Raw genomic sequence first — 19,467 nt, forward strand, 5'->3', positions numbered from 1 at the left:
GCGGGTCAGAGCCCGTACTCCTCCAGGAGGCGCAGCCAGATCTCGCTGACCGTGGGGAACGACGGGACCGCGTGCCAGAGCCGGTCGAGCGGCACCTCGGCGGTGACCGCGATCGTCGCCGCGTGCAGCAGCTCGGCCGCGCCGGGGCCGGCCAGCGTGACGCCCAGCAGCACCCGCCGCTCCTCGTCCACGACCGCCTTGGCCCGGCCGCGATAGCCGTCGCCCAGGAGGTAGGCCCCCGAGACCTTGCCCAGGTCGTATTCGACCACCCGCACCGGGAACCCGGCCTCGCGGGCGGCGGCCTCGGTGCGGCCGACCGCGCAGATCTGCGGGTCCGTGAACACCACCTGCGGCGCCCCGTACTCGTCCGCTATGTCGCGCATCGCGGGGAGAGTGTCGTCGCCGCCCTTGGCGCGCGCCGCGATGACGTCGCCGCAGGCCCGCGCCTGGTACTTGCCCATGTGCGTGAGCAGCGCGCGGCCGTTGACGTCGCCGACCGCGTACAGCCAGCCGCCCTCGACGGCCGTCGCCCGCATGCTGTCGTCGACCTCGACGGTGCGGCCGCCCGGCAGGCCGACGGTGTCGAGCCCCAGGTCGGCGGTGGCGGGCACCCTGCCGGTGGCCACCAGGAGTTCGTCGGCCTCCAGCGGCGGGCCCTCGGCCAGGTGCACGGTGACCTTGCCGCCGGGCTCCGGCCGCTCGACGCGGGCGATCCCCGTGTGGGTCCGCACGTCGATCCCGGCCTCGGCGAACGACTCGGCCAGCAGCTCGCCGGCGAACGGCTCCAGCTTGGACAGCAGCGACCCGCCGCGTACCAGGACCGTGGTCTGCCGTGCGCCGAGCCCGTGCATGGCCTGCGCCATCTCACAGGCGACGACTCCGCCACCGAGGACGACCAGCCGCTCCGGCACCTCCTTGGCGGCCGTGACCTCGTGGCTGGTCCAGGGCTTCGCCTCGGCCAGCCCCGGAATCGGGGGGACCAGGGCGGTGCTGCCGGTGGCCAGCACGACGGCGTGCCGCGCGGTGAGCACGCGTTCCGCTCCACCGTCTCGCGGGGTCACCCGCACCCGCTTGACACCGTCGAGCCGTCCCCTGCCCCGCACGAACTCGATGGGCACGCTCTCGATCCACCCGACCTGCCCCGAGTCGTCGAAGTGCGACACCGCCTCGTCGCGCCGGGCGAGCACCTTGCTCACCTCGATCGGGCCGAGCGACAGGCCCGGCACCCGGCTCACCTCGGCCGCCAGATCTATCGGGCGCAGCAGGGCCTTGCTCGGGATGCAGGCCCAGTAGGAGCATTCGCCGCCGGCCAGGCGGTCCTCCAGGATGGCGGCGGTCAGGCCGCCGCGCACGGCTCTGGCCGCGGCGTTCTCGCCGGCAGGACCGGCGCCGATCACTATGACGTCGAACTCGTCGGTCATGCCTACCTCTCCCATAACGCTCGCCACGCTGTCGCGGCTCTTCCCAGCAGTCTCCCACCGGTGCCCTTCGACCATCGCCAAGGGAGGTCGGCCCGGCTCAGTTCTGCTCGGACATCGCTCCGGGCGGCCAGTCCCCCCGCTCGAACGCCGTACCGGGCGGGTTGGCGATGACCAGCATCTCGCTGCCGCCGAAGTCGCCGACCACCCGGAACCCGGCCTGTACGAGGATCGTCCGCACGGCGAGCTGTACGGCGGTGCGGATGGTCTCGTACTTCACCGTGCCGGCTCTGGCGAGATCGGGAGAGGCCTCCCACGAGACGACAACACCGCGACCGGGCTCGTGCCGGAGGCTGAGACCGCCGTCGCCCGGCGTCCCGGACGGCCCGTTGGATCCGGGCGGCTTCGGTGGCTCGACGGTGAATCCCGCGTTCGTTAACTCTTGCCGGATCAGATCTTCCAGGTTCGCTGGGTCGTACCGTGCGGGGTTCACCTCGTCCTGCTGCCCTCACACCGCCCTCTCATGCGGGCTCTCCGACGCACACAGCTCCGGCAAATCCGTACTCTCCCGAAATGCCAGTCGATGCGGCACGCACACCTCGTGTGCCTTGTCCGTCTCGCCGCTCAGCCGCTCGGCCAGCAGGTCCACCGCCGACTGCGCGATCAGCGCCTTGTCGGGCGCCACGGTCGACAGTGTGGGCGTGGCGAACCGGCCGTCCTCGATGTCGTCGAACCCCATCACCATCACGTCGCCCGGCACGTCGTACCCCCGTTTGAGCAGCGTCCGCAGGGCGCCCAGCGCGAGCGTGTCGTTGAAGCAGAAGACCGCGTCCGGCGGGCCGGAGTCGAGCAGGCGGCTCATGGCCTCGGCGCCGTCGGCGCGCCCCCAGCGCGCCACCAGCGCGACCAGTGACGGGTCTGCGGGGACGCCGGCCTCGGCGAGCGCCTGCTGGTAGCCCTTCAGCCGCAGGCGGCCCGTCACGGCGGCGGCCGTGCGCTGCACGCCGATGGCGGCGATCCTGCGCCTGCCGCGCTCGGCCAGGTGCAGGGTGGCCGCCCGCGCGGCGGCCACGTTGTCGATGCCGACATGATCGTACGGCGAGCGGCCCGTCCCGATGCGCTCCCCGAGCAGCACCATCGGCGTACGATCGTCGCGCCCGGCCAGGTCCTTGGCCGTGAGCGCGAGCGGACTGAACAGCAGCCCGTCGATGAGGTGGTCGCGGATCCCGGAGATCACCACGCGTTCCTTGGCCCGGTCGCCCTGGGTCTGGTCGATGAGCACGGTCCAGCCTCGCCGGTCGGCCGCCTCGATGACGTTCGTGGCCAGTTCGGCGAAGTAGGGGTTGTCCAGGTCGGGCACCGCCAGCGCGACCACGCCGGAGCGGCCCGCGCGCAGGCTGCGCGCCGACAGGTTAGGCCGGTAGGAGAGCTCGGCTATCGCCGCCTCCACCCGGGCGCGTGTCTCGCCGCTGACATGGGGATAGTCGTTGACCACGTTGGACACGGTCTTGATCGACACCCCGGCCAGCTCGGCGACATCCTTCAGCCTCGGCCGCACCCTGCCCCTTTCGCCATCGGCACCCTACCTTCTTTACAACGATGTAACGAACTTGCGCCAACCAATTTACAACGTTGGAACCAACGATGTAGAACGTCCGTAACCTCACGGTCAGGAGTGATCTGGCATGTCCCAAAACGACCTTTCCAGGCGACGCGTACTGGGCCTGGGCCTCGGTGCGCTGGTCATCGGCGCCGCGGGCTGCGGCGGAGGCGGCGGCGGCCCCAAGCAGGCGCAGGCGCCGGCCACCACGGCGGCGGCCACCGAATACACCGGGCCCTCGGTCTCGCTGAAGTTCTGGAACGGCTTCACCGGCGGCGACGGCCCGTTCATGAAGAAGCTGGTGGACCAGTTCAACGCCGAGCACCCGAACATCCAGGTGTCGATGAACGTCTACCAGTGGGCCGACTACTACGCGAAGGTCCCCGCGGCCGTCTCCGCGGGTCAAGGCCCTGACCTCGGCATCATGCACGTCGACAGCGTCGCCACCAACGCGGCACGGCAGGTGGTCCTGCCCCTCGACGACGTGGCCAACGCGCTCAGCCTCACCGAGGCGGACTTCTCCCCGCCGGTCTGGAAGGCCGGCGTCTACAAGGGCGCGCGCTACTCGATCCCGCTCGACGTGCACCCGCTCGGCATGTTCTACAACAAGACGGTCATGAAGAAGGCCGGGCTCGACCCGGAGCAGCCGCCCAAGTCCGGCGAGGAGTACATCGCGGCGCTGGAGGCGCTGAAGAAGGCGGGCATCCAGGGGCACTGGGCCACGCCGTTCCCGTTCACCGGAAGCATGCAGTTCGGGACGCTGCTCTACCAGAACGGCGGCCAGCTCTTCGCCGACGACGCCGGCGTCTCGCGCTTCGCCGAGGACCCCGGCGTGCAGGCCCTGACCTGGCTCGTCGACCTCGTCAACAAGGGCTACAGCCCCAAGAACGTCGGCCAGGACGCCGACTTCATCGCCCTGCAGAACGGCAAGGCCGCCTTCAACTGGAACGGCATCTGGTCCATCAACACGCTCAAGGAGATCAAGAACCTGGAGTGGGGCGTCGCGCCGCTCCCGCAGATCGGATCGAAGCCGGCGGCGTGGGCGGGCTCGCACCAGTTCGTGGTGTTCAAGCAGCGGACGCCCGACCAGAACAAGCTGACCGCGGCCAAGGTGTTCATCAACTGGATCAGCGGCCACTCGCTGGAGTGGGCCAAGGGCGGCCAGGTGCCGGCCCGCAAGTCGATCCGCGACGGCGCGGAGTTCGCGGCGCTGAAGGAGCAGGCCACGATCGGCACCCAGATCGACTACCTGTACTTCCTTCCGTCGGTGGCGGGCATCGGGGACGCCTCCGCGGTCGTCGACCAGGCGATCAACGCGGCGATCCTGCTCAAGAAGAGCCCCAAGGACGCGCTCACGGAGGCCGCCGCCAAGGCCGACAAGATCCTTGAGGCCAACCGGAAGAAGTACGGCGCCTGATGGTCGCGATCTCAGCGGAAGAGACGGTGGGGCGGGAGGTGCGCGTTCCCCGATCGGGCAAGGCGACGCCGTACCTGTTCCTGGCGCCGTACCTGATCCTGTTCTCCGTGTTCGTGCTGGCCCCGGCCCTGTTCGGAATCTGGGTGAGCCTGCACGACTGGGACTACATGCTCGAGGGCAAGCCGTTCGTCGGCCTGGACAACTACACGGCGCTGTTCGACGACCAGTCGCCCGTCTACGGCGACTTCTGGATGTCGATGCGGGCGACCGGGATCTTCACCGTGTTCAGCGTGCCGTTCCTGGTCGTGCTGCCGCTCGGGGTGGCGTTACTGCTCAACCGGCCCTTCCGGGGCAGGACGCTGTTCCGGGGGCTGTTCTTCGCGCCGTTCGTGCTGGGCGTGGCGGTGGTGTGCCTGATGTGGCGGCTGCTGCTCGACCCGAACCTCGGCCTGGTCGACTGGATACTCGGCACGCCGATCCCCTGGACCACCGCGACGCCGTGGGCCTGGATCGCGCTGGTCGGGGTGACGGTCTGGTGGACGCTCGGGTTCAACGCGGTGATCTACCTGGCCGGGATGCAGGACATCCCGCGCGAGCTGTACGACGCGGCGAAGATGGACGGCGCGGGGCGGTGGGGCGAGTTCGTCCACGTCACGCTGCCGGGGCTGCGGCCCGTCGCGCTGTTCGTGGTGACGACGACGATCCTGGCCTCGGCGAACATGTTCGGGCAGTCGTACCTGCTGACCCAGGGCGCGCCGGGCGGAGACACGCGGACCGCGATCATGTACATGCTCCAGCAGGGGCTCAGGGAGTACAAGATGGGCAGCGCCTCGGCCATGAGCTACCTGCTCACGCTGCTGCTGATCCTGGTCAGCGTGGCCAACTTCCGGCTGTTCAGGACCCGGTCATGAAGCGCTACACGGGCCTGCTGGCCCTCGCCGTGCTGTTCGTGGGGCCGCTGGTGTGGGCCTTGGGCGTGTCGTTCAAGACGCAGACCGAGGCCACCCAGGTGCCGCCCACGCTGCTGCCCGCCGAGCCGACGACGTCCGCGTACGGGACGGTCTTCCAGGGCACCACGGACACGCCGGTGCTGCGCTGGTTCGCCAACAGTGTCATCGCCGCCACCGGGCACATGCTGCTGGTGCTCGTGGTGTCGTCGCTGGCCGCGTACGCGCTGGCCAGGCTGGAGTTCCGCGGCAAGAAGCTGATGTTCGGGGTGATCGTCGGCACGCTGCTGGTGCCGGGGTTCGTCTTCCTCATCCCGCAGTTCCTGATCGTCGACCAGCTCGGCTGGCTGGACAGCCTGACGGCGCTCATCGTGCCGGGGGCGGCGGGCGCGTTCGGGGTGTTCTTCCTGCGGCAGTTCTTCCTCGGCCTGCCGGGTGAGCTGGACGAGGCCGCGCTGATGGAGGGCGCCAACCACTGGCACATCTTCTGGCGGATCACGCTGCCGCTGTCGCGGCCCGCGCTGGCCACGCTGGCCGTGCTGAGCTTCCTGTCCAACTGGAACGACTTCATCTGGCCCATCTACGTGATCTTCAGTCCCGAGTACTTCACGCTGCCGCCGGGCCTGTCGATCCTTCAGGGCGCGTACACGATCCACTATCCGGTGATCATGGCGGGCGCGGTGCTGGCCAGCATCCCCGTCCTGATCCTCTTCAGTCTGACCCAGCGGTACGTCATCGAAGGCATCTCCCGTAGCGGCCTGAAAGGCTGACCTATGCACCTGGCTGTCATCGCCACGCTGCTCCTGTCCCTGTTCACCAATCCGGTGTCCGGCTCCTTCTCCGACACGTTCGCCGACCCGTCGGTGATCCGCGGCCAGGACGGCTACTGGTACTCCTACGGCACGTCGGACCCGCTGCGCGAGGGCGAGAAGGTCCTGCACAACCTGCCGATCGCCCGCTCCGGCGACCTGGTCAACTGGACCTACGTGGGCGACGCGTTCGGGCCGGACAACCTGCCGTCGTACGCGGCGCCGGGCAGTCTGTTCTGGGCGCCGGACATCCGTTACCTCGACGGCCGGTACGTCATGTACTTCACCGTCACCGACACCGCCACCACGCCCGCCAACTGGGACTACTCGATCGGCGCCGCCACGGCGCCCACGCCGACCGGGCCGTGGACGCACCTCGACGCCCCGGTGGTCGCCCCGCGCCCCTCCGGCAACTCGTACTGGAACACGATCGACCCCTCGCAGTTCACCGACGTGGACGGGCGCAAGTACCTGTACTTCGGCGGGTTCTTCGGCGGCCTGTGGGTGACCGAGCTGTCCGCCGACGGGCTGCACGCCACCGGGCAGCCGCAGCAGGTCGCGATCGACAACAAGTTCGAGGGCGCGTACGTGGTGCGCCACGACGGCTTCTACTACCTGCTCGGCTCCTCGGCGAACTGCTGCGCCGGGCCGACCACCGGCTACTCGGTGCTGGCCGGGCGCTCGACCAGCCCGCGCGGCCCGTTCGTCGACCGCGAGGGCGTGCCGTTGCTGGCCTCGCGCGCCGGTGGCACCCCCGTCCTGGACCAGAACGGCAACCGCTTCATCGGCACCGGCCACCATGCCCAGCTCACCGACCTTTCCGGTCAGGACTGGATGCTCTACCACGCCATCGATCGAAGCGACCCGTTCCTGGACGAGCCATACGGGATCAACGAGCGGCCCATGCTGCTGGACCGGCTGGACTGGATCGACGGCTGGCCGGCCGTGCGTGCGGGGGCCGGGCCTTCCGAGCAGTCGCGGGAGACGCCGGTGACCCGCGGCGTCGTGGACGATCGGTTCGCGGGCGATCTGTCGGGCTGGCGGAACACGGCCGGCTGGACCGTACAGGATGGACATGTCCATGGCCAGGGCACGCTCATCAGCCGCAAGTCGCTCGGCGGGGACGTCCGCGTCGAAACCGACCTCAGGACGGACAAGTCCGCCGGGATTCGCCTCGGCGGCACGACCGCGGTCGTTTCGCGCGACGGGTTGACGCTTACCTCGGGTGGCGCGTCCCGTACGGTGGCGCTGCCCGGAGGGACCGCGACCTGGCACAACCTGGCCGTCACCGTCAAGGGACGGACGATCACCGCCGAGGTGACCGAGGCCCGGCTCCGTGACCCGCGGGCGAGCGTCACCGTCACGGGCAGCGCGAACGGCCCGATCGGGCTGGTCGCCGACGGGGGCGCCGACTTCGACAACGTCTCCGCCGCCCCGCTGTTCAAGGCCGTCACCAAGGCGGCGCCGACGCCGCGTACGGGCAGGCTGCTGGACACCGACGAGTTCAACGGGCCGCTCGACTCCCGCTGGACCTGGGTGCGGCAGGACGCCGCAACCAAGATCGAGGAGGGCGTGCTGCGCTGGCCCGTCCAGGGCGCCGACCTGGTCGGGGCCGGCAACAAGGCGTCGGTGCTGCTGCGCGAGGCCCCCAAGGGCGACTACGTCGTGGAGACCAAGGTCACGCTCGACCTGGGCGAGGACGCCGTACGCAACTACCAGCAGGCCGGCCTGGTCGCCTACGCCTCCGACGACGACTTCGCCCGCCTGTCCCAGGTCGCCATCTGGAACACCCGCCAGGTCGAGTACGGCCGCGAGCTGACCTTCGCCGGCCGCCTGTCCTACGGCGGCAACATCGTCGGCCCGCCGGCCAAGACCACCTGGCTGCGGCTGGCGCACCACGTGGACCCGGCCAACGGGGAGCACGAGTTCCGCGCCGGATCCAGCCGCGACGGCAAGACCTGGACCTGGGGCGGCGTGTGGACCTTCCCCAAGGAAACGGCCGTGCGCATCGGCCTGGTCGCCCACGGAGGGGCCCAGCCGGCCGTCAACGCCGACTTCGACTACGTACGCGTCTACCGAGGAGCCTGACCTGTGCCGCAAGCACACCTGACCCTTGACCCCTCTTTCCGCATCGCCCCCGTCAACCGGCGCCTGTTCGGCTCGTTCGTCGAGCACATGGGCCGGTGCGTCTATACCGGCATTTTCGAGCCGGGGCACCCGGCGGCGGACGACAACGGCTTCCGCACCGACGTGCTGGAGCTGACCCGCGAGATGGGCGTGAGCGTGGTCCGCTACCCGGGAGGCAACTTCGTCTCCGGCTACCGCTGGGAGGACGGCGTCGGCCCCGACCGGCCCTCCCGGCTGGACCTGGCCTGGCGGCAGATCGAGACGAACGCGTTCGGGCTCAACGAGTTCATGACCTGGACCCGGGCCGCCGGGGTGGAGCCGATGATGGCCGTCAACCTCGGCACCCGGGGTATCCAGGAGGCCTGTGACCTGCTCGAATACACCAACCACCCCTCGGGTACGCAGTGGTCGGACCTGCGCGTCAAACACGGAGTGACCGACCCGTACGGGATCAAGCTCTGGTGTCTCGGCAACGAGATGGACGGACCCTGGCAGATCGGCCACAAGACCGCGCACGAGTACGGACGGCTCGCCAACGAGACCGCCAAGGCCATGCGGCTCGTCGACCCCGACCTTGAGCTGGTGCTGTGCGGCAGCTCCAACAGCGGGATGCCGACGTTCGGCGCGTGGGAGGCCACCGTGCTCGAACACGCCTACGACGCGGTCGACTACCTGTCGCTGCACAACTACTACGAGGAGAACGGCGACCTGCCCGGCTTCCTCTGCAGCGCCGTGGACATGGATCGCTACATCTCGGCCATCGTGGCCACGGCCGACCACATCGGGGCGAAACTCCGGCGCACGAAGAAGATCAACCTGTCCTTCGACGAGTGGAACGTCTGGAACCAGAGCCGGTTCACCGGGCGCGAGCGCTCGCCGTTCCAGGAGGCGCCGGAGCTGATCGAGGACACCTTCACCGCCGCCGACGCCGTGGTGGTGGGCGACTTCCTGATCACGCTGCTGCGGCACGCCGACCGGGTGAGCATCGCCTGCCAGGCGCAGCTCGCCAACATCATCGCGCCGATCAGGACCGAGCCCGGCGGCCCGGCCTGGCGTCAGACGATCTTCCACCCGTTCGCGCTGACGGCCCGGCACGCGCGCGGCACCGTGCTGCGGGTGGAGCCGTCCGGACCGCTCCTGGAGACCGAACGGTACGGCGAGGCGCCCGCGCTGTCGGCGGTGGCCACCGTCGACGGGTCCCAGGTGGCGCTGTTCGCCGTCAACCGGTCGCCCGACCAGGACCTCGACCTCACCGTCCGGCTCCCGGCGGCGGTCAGGCCGGTGTCGGCCTCGGTGATCGCCGCCGGGGACGACCCGCACCGGGTGGAGGCCCTTCCGCGGCCGCTGACCGTACAGGCTGACGGTGACCGGCTGACGGCGCGGCTGCCCGCCGCCTCGTGGACGATGATTCTCGCGGAGTGCGACCTGTAGACCGGAGGCATGACCGGGCTACTGCTCTGTCGGGGGGGGGGGGGGGGCGGCGGCCGGGGGGGGGGGGGCGCGCCCGCCGGCGGGGGGGGGGGGGGGGGGGGGGGGGGGGGGGGGGGGTGGGGCGGCGGGGGGGGGGCCGGGGGCGGGCCCCCCCCCCCGCCCCGCCCCCCCCCCCCCCCCCCCCCCCCGACGTCCGGGTCGAGGACATGGCGGAGGCGACGGGTGTCCATCTCTGCCGCCGGGCTGAATGCGGTGCTCAGCGAGATGTCCTTTCCGTAGGGAGGCGGGAGATCAGCCACGTGACCAACAGGGCGGCGGCGCACAGACCGGCCAGTGTCCACAGGCCGCCGTCGAAGGAGCCGGTCGCATCCTTGAACGCGCCCAGCCCGAAGGAGAAGACCACTCCCCCGAGGTTGGCGCAGAAGTTGCTGAAGCCTGTGACCAGGCCCGTGTTGGCGGTGCCGACGTACTGCAGCGGCACGGCGAACAGCGGCCCGAAGTAGAGCTGAAGGAAGATCGAGTTCACCGCGATCACCGCGATCAGCGCGGGGAGAGTGTCGACGAAGGGGATCAGGAAGATCGTGACGGCCAGCATGGCCAGGGAGGTTCCGACGACGGCCAGGGGCCGGCCGAGGCGGTCGGACACCCAGCCGCCGAGGAAGTTGGACGGGGCCGTGACCGCCGCTCCGATGGCCACGACGACGCCGGCCATGCCCAGGGAGTAGCCCTTTTCCTCGACGATGAGGCTGGGTAACCAGAACGCCATCCCGGTGACCACCGCGAGGCGGACGAACTGGATGAAGCCGCTCAGCCACACGGCACGGTGAGACAGGAGCTCGCGGGCGTCCGCCCAGGTCGGCGGCCTGGCATCGGCCTTGGGCGGGGCCGAGTCGCCCAGCTTGGCGAAGGCCAGCACAACCAGCATGCCGGTGGCCGCGAAGAGCACCATCAGCCAGCGCCAGCCCAATGGACCGACCAGCACCGGGCCGAGCGCGTTGAGCAGGATGTTGGAGGAGAATCCGCCCGCCACGTAGAGGCCCATGGCCGTGGCCCGGCGATCCTCGCGGAACTGGCGGCTGATCAGCATGAGCCCAGGTGCGAACACCAGTGCCCGGAACACTCCGGAGACCGCCTGGTTCGCCAGCAACCAGCCATAGGAGTCGAGCAGGGAGAAGGTGAGCGAGAGCACGTTGACGCCGAGCAGGCCCACCACGAACAGGCGTTTGGTGTCGAACCTGTCCGAGAGATACCCGGACGGGATCTGCATGAGCGCGTACGTGAATGTGCCGGAGGCGGCCAGCAGCCCCGCCTGCGAGGGGCTGATGCCGAGGTCGTGCCGGATGAGCGGGAGGAACAGGGCGATAGCCCCGAAGGCGAGACCCTGCATGCTCTGGCACACCACGATCAACGTGGAGTTGAGCGCCCGGGCCGGAGGCGCGCCGGCCTCTACGGTCACGCCCCCCATCAGAAGCGCATGATGGACGCGGGCGACGGTAGCTCGCCGATGTAGACGTTCTTGGTGTCGGTGGGATCGTGCGAGGCGAACGTGCGGGCGGCGAGTCGCCGCATCATCAGCGGGTCCTCGATCGGTGTCGTGAACTGCGGCGTCATACCCCGCTTCATTGTGCGCACATATTGGACCATAGCGTCCAGCGCACCGACGCCGACGCCCGCCACCTCGCTCGACGAAGCCGCACCCCAGGAGTTGTGCGAGCGGGTGCGGCACCAGTTTTTCGGAGCGGTCATGGACGTAGTCCGGCCAGGGTGACGGCGACCAGGCGGTGGATCGCGTCGTGGCCGGGGGCGGCGCCGGCCGCCGTGAGGGCGTGCAGGCAGTAGTCGGCCAGTTCATCAGCCGGTACGTCGTCGCGCACCTCACCCGCCCTGGCGGCCTCGGCGAGCAGACCCTGAACGAAGTCGCGTAGTCGTCGCCGCGCGCGGTCGACGTGCTCGTCGCGGTGCAGCAGCGTGGCGAGTTCGCCGCCGTGGTGGGCCGCCGCCGAGTGGTGCTGGATCCGCGCGTAGGTCTCCAGGACAGCTTGCAGGCGTGCAAGTGCCGGGTCAGCGGGCTCGGCGGCGGCGGCGAGTTGGTCGAGGTGCGTGGTGATCTGACGTTCGTGCCAGGCGGTGAGGACGGCGTGGGCGTCGGGGAAGTACTTGTACAGCGTCGCCCGGCCGATGCCGGCCCGCTCGGCGATCTGCGACATCGTCAACGCGACCAGGCCGTGCTCCGCCACCAGCGTGGCCATGGCGTCCAGGGCCGCGTCCCGCACCGCGGCGCGATGCTTGTCGATCGTCTCGTTCCACAACTTGGGCACGGCCTCGATCGTACATGCCGTTGATGACCGAAACATAGTGACGTTGACAGAGACAGTATGTATCGATAAATCTGATGTCGGCAGAACGCCACCCCGGCGACCAGAAGGAATGCGATGCCGACCCTGACAGCCCAGATCGAGACCGAGCGTGCGAGCCGGTACCTCGTCCAGTTCTGCAAGCACGCCGCCGCCATGGGCCGCGGCGGCGGTCACACGCCGCGCATGCACCTGCGCGGCATGATGGCCCGCCGCGAGTTGCAGGTCACCGCTGAATGGTCCGACACCGACGGGACGGTCACCTTCGTCCCGTGGGGCCGGTGCACGCTCACCGCCGAGGCCGGCGCCCTTACACTGCTCATCGAGGCCGCCGATGAAGACGGCCTACGTCAGATCCGGGACGTCGTCAGCCGGGACTTCGAGCGCTTCAGCCAACGCGATCCGCTGACCGTGACCTGGCATCGGTCCGAGACCTCCGACGCTCCGGAGACGTTGACACCCACGCGCCGGCGAGGCCGGCTGCGCTCCAACCTCCAGGCGATCCTGCTCGCGGCGGCCGTGGTCGTGATCATCGGCCTGCATGTCGGGCTGGCCGGCACCGTCGTGGCGAACTCGGCGTGGACCGGCATGGCCGCCAACGTCGTCGTGGCGCTGGTCGTCCTGAAGGTCGCGTTCATCGCCCTGGCCCGCTTCGGCTTCCGGCGCCGCAAGGCCGCCAAGACGCCCGACGGCGGCTGAAGGAAGGCCGCGTCACGCGGTCAGTACAGCTCTCCCCACCGGGCGGTCACCTCAGTGTGGACACGCCCCACAACTCGGCGATGCGCCCGTCCCGCACTCGGAAGATCTCCAGCATCGTCGGCGGACGCTGCTCGACGGCGTCGGCCGGGATCCCGCGCAAGGTGGTGCGGACGGCGACCTTGTCCCCGTCGACGAGCATGTCCTCGACGACCACCCGGACGTCGGGGAACCTCTCGTGGAACCGCGTCCACGCTCGGGTGACGCTTTCCACGCCCGTGGTGCCCAACGGGTGGCTGACGAAATCCGCCGAGAAGATCCCCTCGGCGGCCCCGAAGTCCTGGGTGTTGAACGCCTCGTACATGCGCCGCCCAACGGCCCTTACGTCGTCGGTCATTTGCTCGTTCCTGTCTCAGGGCGGGCTTTCGGCCCGGCGGCCGGGTCGATCCCGGCCATGGTGGCGCGCAAGCGCTCCAGGGCGCTCAGGACGATCTCCCGTTCATGCGCGGGGATGCCGTCGAGCAGCCGCACCTGGTAGGCCTGATGAGACCGCTCGAGGTCGGCGGCGGCTCGTTCGCCGACGGGTGTCAGGCTCGCCAGCGTGTAACGGTTGTCCGCCGGATCGATGCGGCGGCCGACCATCCCCTCGGCCTCGAACTCTTTGATCAGCCGGGTGACGCTCGCCCCGTCGAGAGACAGGGCCTGACGCAGATCGCTGTGGCTGGTCTCCCCGTTCCTCCACAGCCGCATCAGCAGCTGAAGCCTGGACGAACTCATCCCCACATGCCGCGCGAACGCCTGGCGCATCTCGGCGCAGGCGCCGCCCAACTCGCGGAAGAACCGGTCCTCGGAAGTCTCCACGCCTCATCTTTCTGCCATCGGAACGATCACCTCTACTCTTTCTATCAACAACTCTTGATGGCATCAAGAGTATGCGGCGTCAAGAATTAGGAGGCCACCGAGACGGCGTGGCGCACCGACGCGGGATCAGCGGCCAGCGCGAGCAGGCAGTGCGCCAGGTCGGCGCGGGTCGTACTGAGGCCGCCCCTGAGATTGGTGTCCCACGCTGTGCGGTAACGGCCCGTCAGTCCGGCGTCGGTCAGGCGGCTCGGCCGGACGATGGTCCAGTCAAGGTTCGTCGCCCGCAGCCGCCGTTCGGCTTCGCGCAGGTCGGCATAGGAGTGTTTGAAGAGCCGCTGCACGATGAGCGGCTTGACCACGTACCGGACGATCACTCCGTCGCCCGCGTCGGTCACGAGGCCGCCGGCGCTGGTCATGAGCAGGCGCCGGGTGCGGCCGAGCGCCATCGCCGTGGCGATGGCGCTGATGCTGTCGGCGCACACCGTCGTGGGCGCCCGACCGCGGGAGCCCATCGCGGACAGTACGGCATCGCGGTCCTTCACGGTGGGCGCGATGGCGTCGGGGTCCATCAGGTCGGCCTGGCGGATGTCGAGACCGGACAGCAGGTCGGCGGGCAGCCGCCGGGGATCGCGGACCACCGCGGTCACCTCGTGCCCGGCGGCGAGCGCCTGACGAAGCAGCTCGACGCCGGTGCCTCCGGTAGCTCCGAAGATCGTCAGCTTCATGGTGGATCCTCCTCAGCTCATCGCCTATCGTGAGTGAGTACTCACCAACCCGTCAAGTCCGAAGTGCCGGTGGTCGCCGGCGCGCCCGGCTCTCAGCGGCGAGCCCTACTCGGTGACCCACCGCGCGGCCGAATCGGCCCTGCCGATCAGCACCGCGGGCTTGGGAATCTGCGTCTTTGTCATGTATGCGCCGTCCACCTCCCTGGAAGGCGGGCACTGACAGGGCCACGATCCGCCGGAGCCGGGCCGGTAGTGTCCGTGGCGTGAGTACGAACGAGCTGGGCGCCTTCCTGCGTGCCCGACGCGAGGCCATCACGCCTGCCGAGGCCGGGCTGCCCAGCGGCACCCGGCGGCGCACGCCCGGCCTGCGCCGCTCGGAGCTGGCCACCCTGGCCGGGATCAGCGTCGAATACCTCGCGCGCCTGGAGCAGGGCCGCGACCGCCACCCTTCGAGCCAGGTGCTCGGCGCCCTCGCCGACGCCCTGCGCCTCGGCTCGGCCGAACGCCTCCACCTGCGCCGCCTGTCCAAGGTCGTCGACGGCGACTCCCTCTGCCCGTCCGCCATCCCGCCGGCCCGCGTCGTCCGGCCCACCGTACGAGCCCTGCTCGACCGGCTTGAGCCGGCGCCCGCCATTCTCGTCAACCGGCTGGGCGAGATACTCGCCCACACCACCGGTTATGAACGTCTCGCCGCCCCCATCGGCCTGCTCGACGGGGAGCCGCCCAGCCTCGTCCGGTTCGTGTTCACCGATGTCCGGGCGCGGGCGGCCTACCCCGACTGGGAGCGGGTCGCGGACGAGCAGGTGGCCAGCCTCAAGATCGAGTCGTCCCGCGCCGATCCGCATGTCCGTCACCTGTCGGAGGAGCTGACCGTCCTCGCGGGCGCCCCGTTCGCCACCCGCCTGTCGAAACCGGCCGGCCTGCCCCAGCGCGCGGGGACGCAACGGCTGGTGCATCCCCTGGCGGGCGAGCTGCGGCTGTCGTACGAGACGCTCGACCTCCCGGACATCGAGGGCCAGCGCCTGATCGTCTACCTGCCGGCCGACGAGGCCACCTCGACCGCCCTCGACCGCCTCACCGGCCGCCAACCGGGAGCCCTCCGCGCGGTCACCGGCTGACGAAGGCTGCCGATGCCGGTGGCTTCGCGGACGCCGGCACGCTCCTCGATCCCCCGGGGGTGACGTCCGCCCCCGCAGTCAGCGGACTCCCGTTCGCTCCTCGACCTCTTCGGGCGTTCGGCACGCCGCACGCGACCATGGGGACGATGTGATCATCATCAAGGCGACCCTCCTACGCGCGGACGTCGAAGCCCAGTGCGGTGGCCACCACGGTCGCCTGGAAGGAGTCGATGATCGCCTTCTTCAGCGTGACGGTCGACGGGTCCAGGTCGGACAGGTCGCTGCCGCGCAGATCGCAGCCCGTGAGGTCGGCGCCGTTGAGCCACGCCCCCGAAAGGTCGCAGCGCAACACCTCGGCCTTCTCCAGCCGGGCGCCCGTCAGGTCGGCCTCGCGTAGGCGTACTCCGTGAAAGGCGCTGCCCCGCAGGTCGGCGCCGGGCAGACCGGTGAACGACCAGTCGCCACCCTCGACCTTCAGCAGCCCGTAGGAGCAGCCGTCGAACATGCTGCCCGTCATCTTGCACGCCTTGAACCTCGCGTCGAAGAACGAGCAGCGCGAGAACGTGCAGTTGAGGAACATGGCGTCCTCGTGCTCGGACACGTTGAAACGGACGCTGCTGAACGTGCACTCCTCGAAGACGCAGCCGCTGTTCGTCAGCTCCGTCATGTCCACATCGACGAACAGGACCTGATGGTAGGTCTCCTGCGCCAGGTCGCGGCCGTCCCAGTCGGCCGATCGGACCGCCGTGCGGGTCGGGAGCGCGGGACGGCCCTGTCTGCGGTCGGCCATCATCCGGCGCCCTCCGTTCGCTCGACGGCGACCACAACCGGGCTGTCCGTGATCTCCCGCGCCTCCATGAAGCCCCTCCTTCCGCGTCCTCGCGAGCCTCCCATGCGCGACCGACAGAAACCGTTCCGGCCCGCGTGCAGGATGTGGCACGGCTCGCTCGATACCGGAGCGACGCACAGCCGCTCCCGCTGGTTGAGCGCGTCGGGGGCCAAGCGACAAGTGAAAGTTTCACCCGATCTCGGCTGTTTCCGCTGGTGTCGCAGGCGGGCCAGGGTGGGGTTGTGGGCGGGCAGGGGAATGGCGGAGCGGTGACCTAGAGTCGAGATTGGGAGCGCTCCCAACCTCCACCTCGACGCACTGACCAAGAACGGCGGGCCAGGGCCATGAGAAACGCGAGCCTGAAATGGACGACGCGGGCGGCCGTGACGTTACTGGTCGCCGCCGTGCTGAGCGTTCCCGGGGGGCCCGGGCCGGCCGTTTTCGCGTCGGCCGCGTACCCGTACCAGGATCCGAGCCTGCCCGTGCCGTCCCGGGTGGCCGACCTGATGGGCCGGATGTCGCTGGACGAGAAGCTCGGGCAGATGACGCAGGCCGAGCGCGGCTCGGTCAGCGCCGCCGACGTCACGACGTACCGGCTCGGTTCGGTGCTGTCGGGCGGCGGCTCCGGGCCGTCCCCGAACACGGCCGCGTCCTGGGCGGACATGTACGACAATTTCCAGAACGCTGCCCTGGGCACGCCGTTGGGCATCCCCATCCTGTACGGCGTCGACGCCGTGCACGGCCACAACAACGTCGTCGGCGCCACGATCTTCCCGCACAACATCGGGCTCGGCGCGACCCGGGACCCCGCGCTGGCGCAGCGGGTCGGCCGGGCCGTGGCCGAGGAGGTCTCCGGCACCGGCGTGGACTGGAATTTCGCGCCCTGCCTGTGCGTGGCACGCAACGACCGATGGGGCCGCACGTACGAGTCCTTCGGCGAGACGCCCGAGCTGGCCTCGTCGATGACCACGATCGTGACCGGCCTGCAGGGCGCCGTGCTGAACGGCCCGGCCTCCGTACTGGCCACGGCCAAGCACTACCTCGGCGACGGCGGCACCACGGGCGGCGTGGACCAGGGCGACACCCAGCTGCCTGAGGCCGACCTGCGGGCGATCCACCTGCCGCCGTTCAAGGCCGCGGTGGAGCGCGGGGTGGGCTCGGTGATGATCTCGTTCAGCAGTTGGAACGCCGCCAAGCTGCACGGGCACCAGTACCTGATCACCACCCTGCTCAAGGGTGAGCTGGGCTTCTCCGGCTTCGTGGTCTCCGACTGGGACGGCATCGACCAGATCGACGGCGCCGCCGGCACCTCCGCGCTCGACGTGCGCACGGCCGTGAACGCCGGCATCGACATGGTGATGGTTCCCACGGCCTGGCGGCGGTTCATCGACCTGCTGCGGGCCGAGGTGCAGGCGGGCCGGGTGACCACGGCCCGGGTCGACGACGCGGTCCGGCGCATCCTGACGAAGAAGTTCGAGCTCGGCCTGTTCGAGAAACCGCTGACCGACCGGTCCTACACCGCGACCGTCGGCAGCTCGGCGCACCGCGCCCTGGCCCGCGAGGCGGTGGCCAAGTCGCAGGTCGTGCTGAAGAACGGCGGGAACATCCTGCCGCTCGCCCGGGGTGGCAAGATCTTCGTGGCGGGCAAGAGCGCGGACGACATCGGCAACCAGAGCGGCGGCTGGACGATCTCCTGGCAGGGCTCGTCCGGCGCCATCACCCCCGGCACCACCATCCTTCAGGGCATCAGGAACAGCGCCGGCTCGGCCACAACCGTCACCTACGGCCGCGACGGCAACGGCATCGACGGCTCCTATCGCGTGGCGATCGCCGTGGTCGGCGAAACGCCGTACGCCGAGGGCCAGGGCGACCGCCCCGGCGGCCTGGGCCTGGACACCACCGACCTGAACACCATCGCCACCCTGCGCGCGGCCGGGGTGCCCGTCGTGGTCGTGCTGGTCTCGGGGCGCCCGCTCGACATCGCGGCCCAGCTACCCGGCTGGAACGCCCTGGTGGCCGCCTGGCTGCCGGGCACCGAGGGCCAGGGCGTGGCCGACGTGCTGTTCGGCACGGTACAGCCCACCGGCAAGCTGCCCATGACCTGGATGAGCAGCGCCTCCCAGCAGCCGATCAACGCGGGCGACGGCAAGACGCCGCTGTTTCCGTACGGCTTCGGCCTGACGTACGGGCAGCCGCAGGACGACACCAGCCCGCCCACCGCGCCCGGCACACCGATCGCGTCCGAGATCACCTCCTCGTCCACGAGCCTGTCGTGGTCCGCCTCGTCCGACAACGTGGGTGTGACCGGCTACGACGTGGTCCGCGTGCAACCGACGGGCGAGACGACGGTGGCCACGGCCGCGACCGCGACGGCCACCGTCACCGGCCTGGCCGCGAGCACGTCCCACACCTTCGCCGTCTACGCCAAGGACGCCGCCGGCAACCGCTCGCCGCGCTCGGGGACGGTCACCGTGACCACGCGCGCCGACGGCGGGACGGGCGGCTGCACGGTCACCGCGACGGCGCAGAGCCAGTGGAGCACCGGCTACGTCATGCAGGTGACGGTGACCAACACCGGCACGAGCACCGCGAACGGCTGGGGCGTCACCTTCACCCTGCCGTCCGGCCATCAGATCACCGGGTCGTGGAACGCCTCCCTGACGGTGAGCGGCCAGGCCGCCACGGCAGGCAACGCCACGCACAACGGGACGCTCGCGCCCGGCGCGAGCACCTCCTTCGGTTTCCAGGCCAGTCGCCCATCCAGCGACACCCGCCTGCCATCCGGCTACGCATGCGCGTTGAAGACCGCCCGCGGACCCTGAAAATTACATCGTCGGCGGCGGCCGAACGCGCAGCTTGCGGGCCCGCGCCGCGGCAGGTGACGGATCAGATCATTGTTGACGCGTCGAAAACTACATAGGGTGCCATTGACAATGATCTCGACAGATCAGTCAAGGAGCCCGCCATGCGCGTGCGAACGACCCCGTCCCTGATCATGATTCTCTTAGCCGCCGTGGGGGGGGGGGGGGGGGGGCCCCCCCCCCCCCCGGCCCGCCCCGCGCGCCCGGCCCCCCCCCCCCCGCGGGCGCCCCCCCCCCCCCCGCGGGGGCGGGGGCGGGGGGGGGAGGCCCCCGC

18 protein-coding genes are annotated in these 19,467 nt (G+C 70.3%); 8 read left to right on the forward strand and 10 right to left on the reverse strand.

What is annotated here, in order from left to right; translation table 11 throughout:
- Nucleotides 1-5 precede the first annotated feature (5 nt).
- From ACGFNP_RS04335 to ACGFNP_RS04345, 3 genes are all read right to left on the reverse strand, one after another.
- The gene (locus tag ACGFNP_RS04335) at nt 6-1,421 is read right to left on the reverse strand and encodes a dihydrolipoyl dehydrogenase family protein (protein WP_393314671.1); all 1,416 of its coding nucleotides are present in this window, start codon (nt 1,419-1,421) and stop codon (nt 6-8) included.
- Nucleotides 1,422-1,518: 97 nt separating this feature from the next.
- Nucleotides 1,519-1,911 (reverse strand): hypothetical protein, encoded by a 393-nt coding sequence (locus ACGFNP_RS04340; RefSeq protein ID WP_358329532.1) that lies wholly within the window; start codon nt 1,909-1,911, stop codon nt 1,519-1,521.
- A 15-nt stretch (nt 1,912-1,926) separates the two neighbouring features.
- On the reverse strand, nt 1,927-2,976 hold the full coding sequence (locus tag ACGFNP_RS04345) for a LacI family DNA-binding transcriptional regulator (RefSeq protein ID WP_358329529.1): 1,050 nt from the start codon (nt 2,974-2,976) through the stop codon (nt 1,927-1,929).
- A gap of 127 nt (nt 2,977-3,103) precedes the next feature.
- Here ACGFNP_RS04345 and ACGFNP_RS04350 point away from each other — a divergent pair, with 127 nt between their 5' ends.
- Genes ACGFNP_RS04350 through ACGFNP_RS04370 form a run of 5 tightly spaced genes read left to right on the forward strand, consistent with a single transcriptional unit; the run spans nt 3,104 to nt 9,749 of the window.
- Nucleotides 3,104-4,435 carry an ABC transporter substrate-binding protein gene (locus ACGFNP_RS04350; RefSeq protein WP_358329526.1) on the forward strand — a complete coding sequence of 444 codons (1,332 nt, stop codon included), beginning with the start codon at nt 3,104-3,106 and terminating at the stop codon, nt 4,433-4,435.
- Nucleotides 4,435-5,346, forward strand: a complete 912-nt coding sequence (locus tag ACGFNP_RS04355; protein ID WP_393314675.1) for a carbohydrate ABC transporter permease — start codon at nt 4,435-4,437, stop codon at nt 5,344-5,346. The genes ACGFNP_RS04350 and ACGFNP_RS04355 overlap by 1 nt, the downstream gene beginning before the upstream one ends.
- Nucleotides 5,343-6,152, forward strand: coding sequence for a carbohydrate ABC transporter permease (locus tag ACGFNP_RS04360; protein WP_358329521.1), 810 nt, complete (start codon nt 5,343-5,345; stop codon nt 6,150-6,152). Before ACGFNP_RS04355 ends, ACGFNP_RS04360 begins: the two co-directional genes overlap by 4 nt.
- A 3-nt stretch (nt 6,153-6,155) precedes the next feature.
- Nucleotides 6,156-8,279 (forward strand): family 43 glycosylhydrolase, encoded by a 2,124-nt coding sequence (locus tag ACGFNP_RS04365; protein ID WP_393314678.1) that lies wholly within the window; start codon nt 6,156-6,158, stop codon nt 8,277-8,279.
- Nucleotides 8,280-8,282: 3 nt separating this feature from the next.
- Nucleotides 8,283-9,749, forward strand: a complete 1,467-nt coding sequence (locus tag ACGFNP_RS04370) for an alpha-N-arabinofuranosidase (protein ID WP_358329516.1) — start codon at nt 8,283-8,285, stop codon at nt 9,747-9,749.
- Between the two features lie 256 nt (nt 9,750-10,005).
- On the opposite strand, the gene ACGFNP_RS04375 is transcribed toward ACGFNP_RS04370, so the two are convergent.
- The 3 genes from ACGFNP_RS04375 to ACGFNP_RS04385 are packed head-to-tail and all read right to left on the reverse strand — an operon-like array spanning nt 10,006 to nt 12,067.
- Nucleotides 10,006-11,205: an MFS transporter gene (locus ACGFNP_RS04375; RefSeq protein ID WP_358329512.1), complete on the reverse strand. Its 1,200-nt coding sequence runs from the start codon at nt 11,203-11,205 to the stop codon at nt 10,006-10,008.
- 8 nt (nt 11,206-11,213) lie between these two features.
- Complete coding sequence (locus tag ACGFNP_RS04380; protein WP_393314682.1) at nt 11,214-11,495, reverse strand: hypothetical protein; 282 nt, start codon at nt 11,493-11,495, stop codon at nt 11,214-11,216.
- Nucleotides 11,492-12,067 (reverse strand): TetR/AcrR family transcriptional regulator, encoded by a 576-nt coding sequence (locus tag ACGFNP_RS04385; RefSeq protein ID WP_358329506.1) that lies wholly within the window; start codon nt 12,065-12,067, stop codon nt 11,492-11,494. The genes ACGFNP_RS04380 and ACGFNP_RS04385 overlap by 4 nt, the downstream gene beginning before the upstream one ends.
- A 114-nt stretch (nt 12,068-12,181) precedes the next feature.
- Between ACGFNP_RS04385 and ACGFNP_RS04390 the strand changes: the two genes are divergently transcribed.
- Nucleotides 12,182-12,802: a DUF2218 domain-containing protein gene (locus ACGFNP_RS04390; protein ID WP_393314685.1), complete on the forward strand. Its 621-nt coding sequence runs from the start codon at nt 12,182-12,184 to the stop codon at nt 12,800-12,802.
- Between the two features lie 46 nt (nt 12,803-12,848).
- Here the strand turns inward: ACGFNP_RS04390 and ACGFNP_RS04395 are convergent, their stop codons facing one another.
- From ACGFNP_RS04395 to ACGFNP_RS04405, 3 genes are all read right to left on the reverse strand, one after another.
- The gene (locus ACGFNP_RS04395) at nt 12,849-13,196 is read right to left on the reverse strand and encodes a nuclear transport factor 2 family protein (RefSeq protein ID WP_358329500.1); all 348 of its coding nucleotides are present in this window, start codon (nt 13,194-13,196) and stop codon (nt 12,849-12,851) included.
- Complete coding sequence (locus ACGFNP_RS04400) at nt 13,193-13,660, reverse strand: MarR family winged helix-turn-helix transcriptional regulator (protein ID WP_393314688.1); 468 nt, start codon at nt 13,658-13,660, stop codon at nt 13,193-13,195. The genes ACGFNP_RS04395 and ACGFNP_RS04400 overlap by 4 nt, the downstream gene beginning before the upstream one ends.
- An 86-nt stretch (nt 13,661-13,746) precedes the next feature.
- A complete protein-coding gene (locus ACGFNP_RS04405; protein WP_393314691.1) occupies nt 13,747-14,385 on the reverse strand; it encodes an NAD(P)-dependent oxidoreductase in 639 nt (212 codons plus the stop codon).
- Nucleotides 14,386-14,648: 263 nt separating this feature from the next.
- On the opposite strand from ACGFNP_RS04405, the gene ACGFNP_RS04410 reads away from it, so the two are divergent.
- Nucleotides 14,649-15,503: a helix-turn-helix transcriptional regulator gene (locus tag ACGFNP_RS04410; RefSeq protein ID WP_393314694.1), complete on the forward strand. Its 855-nt coding sequence runs from the start codon at nt 14,649-14,651 to the stop codon at nt 15,501-15,503.
- Between the two features lie 172 nt (nt 15,504-15,675).
- On the opposite strand, the gene ACGFNP_RS04415 is transcribed toward ACGFNP_RS04410, so the two are convergent.
- On the reverse strand, nt 15,676-16,293 hold the full coding sequence (locus tag ACGFNP_RS04415; protein WP_393314697.1) for a pentapeptide repeat-containing protein: 618 nt from the start codon (nt 16,291-16,293) through the stop codon (nt 15,676-15,678).
- 383 nt (nt 16,294-16,676) lie between these two features.
- Between ACGFNP_RS04415 and ACGFNP_RS04420 the strand changes: the two genes are divergently transcribed.
- A complete protein-coding gene (locus tag ACGFNP_RS04420; protein ID WP_393314700.1) occupies nt 16,677-19,154 on the forward strand; it encodes a glycoside hydrolase family 3 N-terminal domain-containing protein in 2,478 nt (825 codons plus the stop codon).
- Nucleotides 19,155-19,467: the final 313 nt, after the last annotated feature.

The sequence above is a fragment of the Nonomuraea sp. NPDC049269 genome (assembly GCF_043197155.1).
Classification (GTDB): Bacteria; Actinomycetota; Actinomycetes; order Streptosporangiales; family Streptosporangiaceae; genus Nonomuraea.